The sequence below is a fragment of the Mesorhizobium sp. genome (genome assembly GCF_017306585.1).
Classification (GTDB): Bacteria; Pseudomonadota; Alphaproteobacteria; order Rhizobiales; family Rhizobiaceae; genus Mesorhizobium.
Map to the genome: position 1 here is coordinate 23,059 of NZ_JAFKIC010000186.1, position 6,738 is coordinate 29,796.

Annotated in this window: 6 protein-coding genes and 1 tRNA gene; 1 reads left to right on the plus strand and 6 read right to left on the minus strand. The window is 62.0% G+C overall.

The genetic code is table 11. The features are described from left to right. Positions 1-113: 113 nt before the first annotated feature. Positions 114-437 (minus strand): hypothetical protein, encoded by a 324-nt coding sequence (locus tag J0I79_RS22590; protein WP_292864214.1) that lies wholly within the window; start codon positions 435-437, stop codon positions 114-116. Positions 438-742: 305 nt separating this feature from the next. Between J0I79_RS22590 and J0I79_RS22595 the strand changes: the two genes are divergently transcribed. Then, complete coding sequence (locus J0I79_RS22595; RefSeq protein WP_292864217.1) at positions 743-1,504, plus strand: Stf0 family sulfotransferase; 762 nt, start codon at positions 743-745, stop codon at positions 1,502-1,504. Positions 1,505-1,645: 141 nt separating this feature from the next. Here the strand turns inward: J0I79_RS22595 and J0I79_RS22600 are convergent, their stop codons facing one another. The 5 genes from J0I79_RS22600 to J0I79_RS22620 all read right to left on the minus strand — a co-directional run. After that, positions 1,646-2,326: a hypothetical protein gene (locus tag J0I79_RS22600; RefSeq protein ID WP_292864218.1), complete on the minus strand. Its 681-nt coding sequence runs from the start codon at positions 2,324-2,326 to the stop codon at positions 1,646-1,648. A gap of 297 nt (positions 2,327-2,623) precedes the next feature. Next, positions 2,624-2,697, minus strand: a tRNA-Gly gene (locus tag J0I79_RS22605). A gap of 75 nt (positions 2,698-2,772) precedes the next feature. After that, positions 2,773-4,683, minus strand: a complete 1,911-nt coding sequence (locus tag J0I79_RS22610; protein ID WP_292864219.1) for an acyltransferase family protein — start codon at positions 4,681-4,683, stop codon at positions 2,773-2,775. Positions 4,684-4,895: 212 nt separating this feature from the next. Further along, the gene (locus J0I79_RS22615) at positions 4,896-6,386 is read right to left on the minus strand and encodes a hypothetical protein (protein WP_292864220.1); all 1,491 of its coding nucleotides are present in this window, start codon (positions 6,384-6,386) and stop codon (positions 4,896-4,898) included. After that, the coding region (locus J0I79_RS22620; protein WP_292864221.1) for a GtrA family protein at positions 6,383-6,738 on the minus strand (356 nt) is incomplete at its 5' end. The genes J0I79_RS22620 and J0I79_RS22615, both read right to left, overlap by 4 nt.

Genomic DNA, 6,738 nt, shown 5'->3' on the forward strand with positions numbered 1-6,738 from the left:
CACGACGTCATCCCGCCGAGTAGGACGATGGAACGAGAACGGCATTCGCGCGTTCCACCCAATCGGCATGCTCGCTGGAGCCCGTTTTGGGTGAGGGAACGAGGTGCCGGTTGTCAACAACTCGGGAGGTTTTTTTTATGGAACGTCGGTTGTTTCTCACTGGACTGCTTGGCGTTGCGGGGGCCGTGGCGTTTGCGGGCGTAGTTGGCCCGGGCCGCGCGGTTGCCGGTATTCCCCAGGGCAACGGAATTCTCGATGAGCTGGACAAGCCGGATGCGGCTGTCTTCGAAGGCGACGACGGGGTGGAACTGGAGCAGGTCTCCCATCGCCGCGGACATCATCGCCGTCACCATGGTCACCACGGCCATTGGCGTCGTGGACGGCGTCGCGGCTGGAGACGGGTTTGCCGCAGCTACTGGCGCCATGGCCGCCGTCATGTCCGCTGCTGGCGCGAGCGCGTCTGGCTCTGGCTGTAACCGGATTGAAACCCTGCGGGAACCGGCCGCGCGGCCGGTTCTTCGCGGTAGCTATCACGGCCTGGAATTGATGTTTTGCAATCGGCGTCGAGCGGTTGGCGCCGATCACCAAACCGTGACGGCTTTTGGCCGTATCGGATCGACGGAATTGTCAGCTCCTGTCCGTTGAAACGCTGTTGAGGTGGAGCTGCGACCATGCCGATCGGCAATAGAGAAGAGCCCTATTTTGCGGTCTTGCGTCCGCATGCCAGGGGCACCCGGCACGCATGAAGGGCGTGGCGATACTGACCGAGGCTCGCAGCGGCTCCGAATGGCTTGGCAGCCTTGCCAACAGCACGGGGCTGTTGGGCCAATCCGCCGAATGGCTCGATACCGGCAATCTGGGGTTCAAGCCCAAATCCCTGGACGAGCTTCTGTCGGCGGCGATCGATCGCGGCGGCACCGCGAATGGCCGCTTCGCCGTCAAGCTGTTTCCCCGCCATCTCCATTGGTCGCAGGCCAAATACGGCGCCGATTTCCTTGCCGAATGCATCAGGCGTCATGCCTTGGGATTGGTCCTGCTGGAGAGGCGGGACCGGCTTCGTCAGGCTATTTCCTACTGCCGGGCCAAGGCGTCGGGCCAATGGAGGAGCACGATGAGCGGTGCCGGTACGGTCCCGCAGTACGACTTCGCCGGCATCTGCCAGGCCTACTTCCTGATCGGGCAGAGCTACGCCTTCTGGGAGGCCTATCTGCGCATAACCGGTCTGCCTTACGACCATTTGTTCTATGAGGATCTGCTGGACGACCCTCGTCCTTACGTCGCATCGGTGGCCCGGCATTTGTCGGTTGAAATACCAGATATAGGGTTCGAGACGGATTTGCGCCTGCAGCGGGATACTCTCACCGAAGAGTGGGTGGAGCGGTTTCAGGACGATGCCAGGTCGAAGGACCTGCTGGCCCATCTCCCCGAAACGGTCGCGCCGCGCAACATCGACAACCTTGCGCGGTTCCTTTTCAAGAAGCAGATGCGAATTGGCCAGGCCTAGGCCGGCAACGCATTCATCTGTTGGCTGGACAGCATGCGCGGCTGGGGCGAGCAGTGCTGGCCGGCCCCTTCAGACGGGGAGCTCGAAGGCTCCAGCGAAGCGGGCGCGCTGAATCTCAACGCGCTCGCAGCGCCTCGACGATCAGAACGAGTGCTTGTAGCCGATGGCGATGTTGAGCTTGTCGCCGGCCACGTCGTTATAGGGAGACGAGCTGGTGTCGATCTTCTTCCAGGAGTAACCGACATTGGTATAGACCGCGTTGTACGAATCTATGTTGTAGGTCACGCCGGTGGCCACCTTCGGCGTTTCCCAGGTGGTGTTGAAGGCGTTGCGGTAACGCAGGTTGAAGACATTCCATGTCCACTGCTGGTCCAGCTTCCAGTCGCCGGCCAGATACAGGGCATAGTACGGCACCTGCGCATTGGCATCGCCGTCCTTGATGATGCCCGTGTCGTGCCATGTATAGCCAAGCCCCACGCTGGGCGTGAGGGTGAAGCTGTCCGTGAGCTTGATTTTGTAGCCGACGGTCGCTTCACCGTAGTACTGGGACTTCCCTCCGGTCTTGAAGGTCGGCTGCAGCGACACGCCGCCGACGAAGTTGTTGTCGAAACTGTGCGAGACGCTGAACTTGAAATAGGTATCGGCCAGCGAGCGGGCGGTGTTGCTGCCGTTGTCGATGGCGTAGAACTCGGGGCTTCCCTCGATGGCTATTGTCCAGGTCGGCGGCGCTGGCGGTGGCGCCTCGACAAGGTCGGCCGCGAAGGCGGGTGCCGCCGTGACCAGGCACAGGCCAAGCGGCGCGATAATTCGGTACAGAAACATGGGGGGTCCCCTCAAGCTGAGATGATGTGACGGAACCCAGCTAGGCGAGCCATATTACAGGTATGTGACAATGTTCCATTGGTTCAGTCGGGCCACCGATGTCGTCTGCCACTTGGCTGAACGGTGCTTCGGGCAGACGCGGGTATTGGGTGCCGATCTGGCGGCGACACGCCGCTCGCGCCCCGGTTTTGGCGCAGAATTCAACGCCCATGTGGATTTTACCCGACCACAGCGGTCGTGATCAAATTCGCGTCACAAGCGCGTGATCGCGATCGGAGACCCCAAAATCAAGAGCGATGGAGCGGGTAGCGGGAATCGAACCCGCGCGTTCAGCTTGGGAAGCTGACAGGCTACCATTACATCATACCCGCGCTGCAGCCTCGTTATCATGACGGCATGGCTCCGGGCAATCGCAAACCGGGCGCGCATTGCTGGGCTTTAGAGGTTTATCGTGTAACAGTCGGTGCTTGTTGCCCGACCTTGGCGACCTCGCCGCCGGCGGCAAAGCTTGGCCAGTATTTCGAGATGGCGAGCGTCGCGCCGGCGGAAGAGAAATGGCCATAGTCGAAGTAGAGGAATTGCCTGGTTCCGGCATCGGCGTAGGAACAGCCGGCCGTGTCGCACAGATAGGCCAGCGGGTCGATGAACGTCGCGCCCTTGGTGAAAGGCAGTACGTGTTTGTTGATGTCGGGGTCCATGGCCATCGGCCAGGATGTATTGGCGACATGTTCCTGCCTGGCGAAGAAAGCGATCTTCTGGACATCGGCGATGAATTCTGGGGACTGGCCGATGACATAAACTTTGACCCCCATGTCACGCAGCCGGTCGACCGTCTTCTGCAGGCCGTCAAAGCCCCGGGCCTGGTAGTCCGTCCACCGGCCGCTCAGGATCACCGCCTGGATATTGGCATCATGGATGATCTGCAGCGCCCGTTCGTTGAAGCGGGTGCAGGCGGGCCGCGCGTAGGAGAAATAGGAAAGGTTGGGCGGGCAACCGGCATAGGTGTACTGGATGATGTTTGCCTGGATTTTCCCGGCATTGGTCTCCAGTCCCGACACGTAGTGGGCGGCGAAGGAATCACCCCACAGCAGCACATTGGTGGCGTAGCCGTGCGTACGGGTGCAGTCGGCGAGGTTCCAGGCCTCTATCCGGCTATCACCCTCGTTGAAACAGACGCCGTTACGCCAGTCGCCAACCAGGATCCGTTCCCGTGAGAAATCGGGGAAGCGCTGTGGAAAGCCGTTGCCGAGCATACCGGCCACGCCGCCGGCGCACAAAAGCACGATCGCCGCCGCCGAAAAGGCGAAGATCGGTAGCGGGGCGGTGAAGGCCCGCTTCTGGCGGAACGGCTGCTCGACATATTTCCACGAGAATGCCGCCAGGGCGAAGCTCGCCAACGTCATCGCGATGATCGTCGGCACCGAGACGGCCTGCAGGGAGAGATAGTGGACGAACGAATTGATCGGCCAGTGAACGAGATAGAGCGAATAGGAGATGAGGCCGATCCAGACCAGTGGCGCCAGCCGAAGCACCTGCGTGGCTATCGGGGCCGACCGGTCCTTGTGCTCCTGTCCGGCATAGATGAGCAGCGCCGTCCCAACGCAGGGGAACAGGGCATTGTAGCCTGGAAACGGATCGCTCTCCGAGATCGTCAGGAAGCCGAAGGCGATGAGGCCAAAACCGGCGAGACCGATCGTTTCCGCCGCCAGCCGGCTGGCCGGCGCCGGCGGCTTTTTCAGCATCAGCATGGCGCCCAGCGCCAGTTCCCAGATGCGTGTCGGCAGCAGGTAGAAGCCCGCGGTCGGCGCCAGCGATGTCGCCATGATCGCGAGGGCAAAGCTGGCTATCGCGATCGGCAGCAGGATCGTCAGCCAGCGCTTCGCGGCGTAGCGGTAGATCAGGAACACCAGGATCGGCGCGAAGATGTAATACTGCTCCTCGACGGAAAGCGACCATGTGTGCAGCAGCGGGCGCAGTTCGGCATCGATCGAGAAATAGTTCGTCGTCTTCCAGAAATAGATGTTCGACCAGAAGGTCGAGGCCGCGATGACGCTGAGGCTGAATTCGTGCAGATCCGACGGCAGGAGAATGAACCAGGCCGCGATGCAGGACAGCACGATGACGAAGGTCAGCGCCGGCAGGATGCGGCGTGCGCGGCGCCAGTAGAAGCGGGCGATCGAGAACTGGCCGTGCTCGAGATCGTCGAGCAGGCTGCCGCTGATCAGGTAGCCCGAGATGACGAAGAAGATATCGACACCGGTGAAGCCGCCGGGGATGGCCGACACACCGAAATGGAAAAGCACGACGGGCAGAACCGCAAGGGCACGCAGGCCGTCTATATCGCGCCTGTAATTCATTAGGCCTGTCCCTGCATCGCGGTCCAGGGCCGTCTCGTGGCGGAGCCCGACATGCTCGTCATGCGGCGATCCCCGTCATGCGAAAAAACCGTGGAGCGCGGTCTCACGGATCGTGCTCTGCAGCATAGTTTTGCTGCACTGCAACATCCGTGTCAAGGCAAATGCCTGGCCTTTGGGCTTTGCCGACGCCCGTGGGGAAAAGCTCGGCCGGCTCAGGCGCCCGGCAGGTAGATCACGGCATAGTCGTCCGCATAGGCCCGCTTCCAGCCCAGCTCCGTGAAGAAGGGAATGCGGGTGTCGTCGGCGGTCAGCAGCGCCCAGCCTATGGCGTACTTCTTCAATTGGGCTTCCAGCAGCGGCTTGCCGTCGCTATGGCCCGTCGCCTCGTCGGCTTTCGTGAAACCACCCAGGAACAGCTGGTCCGTTCTGCCGTCGATATAGGTCTTGATGTCATGGAAGATCAGCGTGCCGCCGAAGTTGTAGGAGTTCATGACATTGCCGGACAAATGATGGTCGCGCGCGTAGGCGAGGGCGCCGCTGGCCGAGGTCGTCGGGCTCGGCGCCACCTGGTAGGCGCTGCCGAGGATCGAGACCGCGGTGATCAGAAGGACAGCCGCAGCACCGCAGAGCGCGTAGAACCGGCCGGCGAAAAATCTTTCCAGCCCGTCGCGCTTTTCCGTCAGCCAGGCGCCAGTGGAAAGAGCCGGGTATTGCCGGGCGACTTCGACCGCAAGCACCAGGGGAACCAGCAGGAAGAACAGATAGACGAACCGCAGATGCGACAGATAGACATGCAAGGTGAAGACGACGAACAACGCCTTGGCCCAGCCGATCCTCAGCCTTGAGGTCAGCAATCCGAAGAGCCCGAGCAGCATCACGGCCCCCTGGAGAAGCTCTTCCTGGGCATTGAACGGCCGCCATTCCAGGATCAGCGGCACCGCCTCGTTGCCATAGGCGACGGTCAGAGTGGCCAGGATCGCCTTCACGCCATAGGGATTAAGAAGGCTGACCAGCGGGCACAGCAGGCCGAATGCAACCCACTTTCCCAAAAGCGCGGGCTTCGACAGGCCGGTGCGCGCCAGGAGATCGAGACCGGCGAAGGCGGCGATGATGTAGCTCAAGGTGAAGGTGGCGTGCAGGTTCGCCCAAAGCACCACCAGCCCGAGCAGCCAGAACGGCGGGGCCTTCTCGTCCTGCACGGCGCGAAACAGCATCGCTGTCCACACGACGATGATCGGCAATGTGAAGACATGCGGGCGCGCCGTAAAGATCGGGCTGATCAGGAAGGCCGCCGCGAAGGCCACCGCCACCGCCAATATCGGTTTCAGATGCCCGCTGAGGAACCATCCGAGCAGGAAGACGGCGAGGCAGATCGTGCCGATGATCAGAGCGGCGACGCCGTTCCAGCCGCCGGCGCTGTAGGCAAGCGCCAGCAAAACCTGTCCCAGCCATTCCTTGGCGATCCAGGGCTGGCCGGCGAACGTGTAGGAATAGGTGTCGGCGACGGGAACCGTCCGGTTTGCCAGGATGTCGAGCCCGACCTTTACATGCCACCAACTGTCGGGGTCCTGCAGGGTGGCGCCGGCAAAGGCGGTCAGCACTGTCGCCATGACAAAGGCGCCGATCAGGCAGAATATCAGCCTGATGCGCTGCGTGTCGTCGAGCGGCGAAACGGCTGGAGCGATTGCATCGGCCTTGTTCATGTGGCCTCCGATGATTTCGCCGCGCCGACGAAGACGAAATGGGCCGAGCCCAGATAGAACAGCACGGAATAGACGCAGTTCCCGGCCAGATGGACGAACGGATTTTCGATCAGCCCCGCCGACATGGCCGTCATCACCACCGCCAGGTTCGCGGCATAGGCGACCGCAAAGGTGATCGCATAGCGCGTGGCCGTGCCGGGACGAAAGCCGTCGGCGCGGCCGAACGTCCATTGGCGGTTGAGGAAGAAGCCAAGGGCGAGGCCGCAGGCATAGCCGGTCATGTTGGCAACGATGTCGCCAAGGCCGAGCCGCAGGCCGGCCAGGATGATCGAATAACCGAGCGCCGTGTTGA

Bases quoted from the DNA above. Each gene is read 5' to 3' on its own strand.
- J0I79_RS22610 (WP_292864219.1), bottom strand. From the start codon at position 4,683: ATGAATTACAGGCGCGATATAGACGGCCTGCGTGCCCTTGCGGTTCTG.
- J0I79_RS22590 (WP_292864214.1), bottom strand. From the start codon at position 437: ATGACGGCGGCCATGGCGCCAGTAGCTGCGGCAAACCCGTCTCCAGCC.
- J0I79_RS22615 (WP_292864220.1), bottom strand. From the start codon at position 6,386: ATGAACAAGGCCGATGCAATCGCTCCAGCCGTTTCGCCGCTCGACGAC.
- J0I79_RS22600 (WP_292864218.1), bottom strand. From the start codon at position 2,326: ATGTTTCTGTACCGAATTATCGCGCCGCTTGGCCTGTGCCTGGTCACG.
- J0I79_RS22595 (WP_292864217.1), top strand. From the start codon at position 743: ATGAAGGGCGTGGCGATACTGACCGAGGCTCGCAGCGGCTCCGAATGG.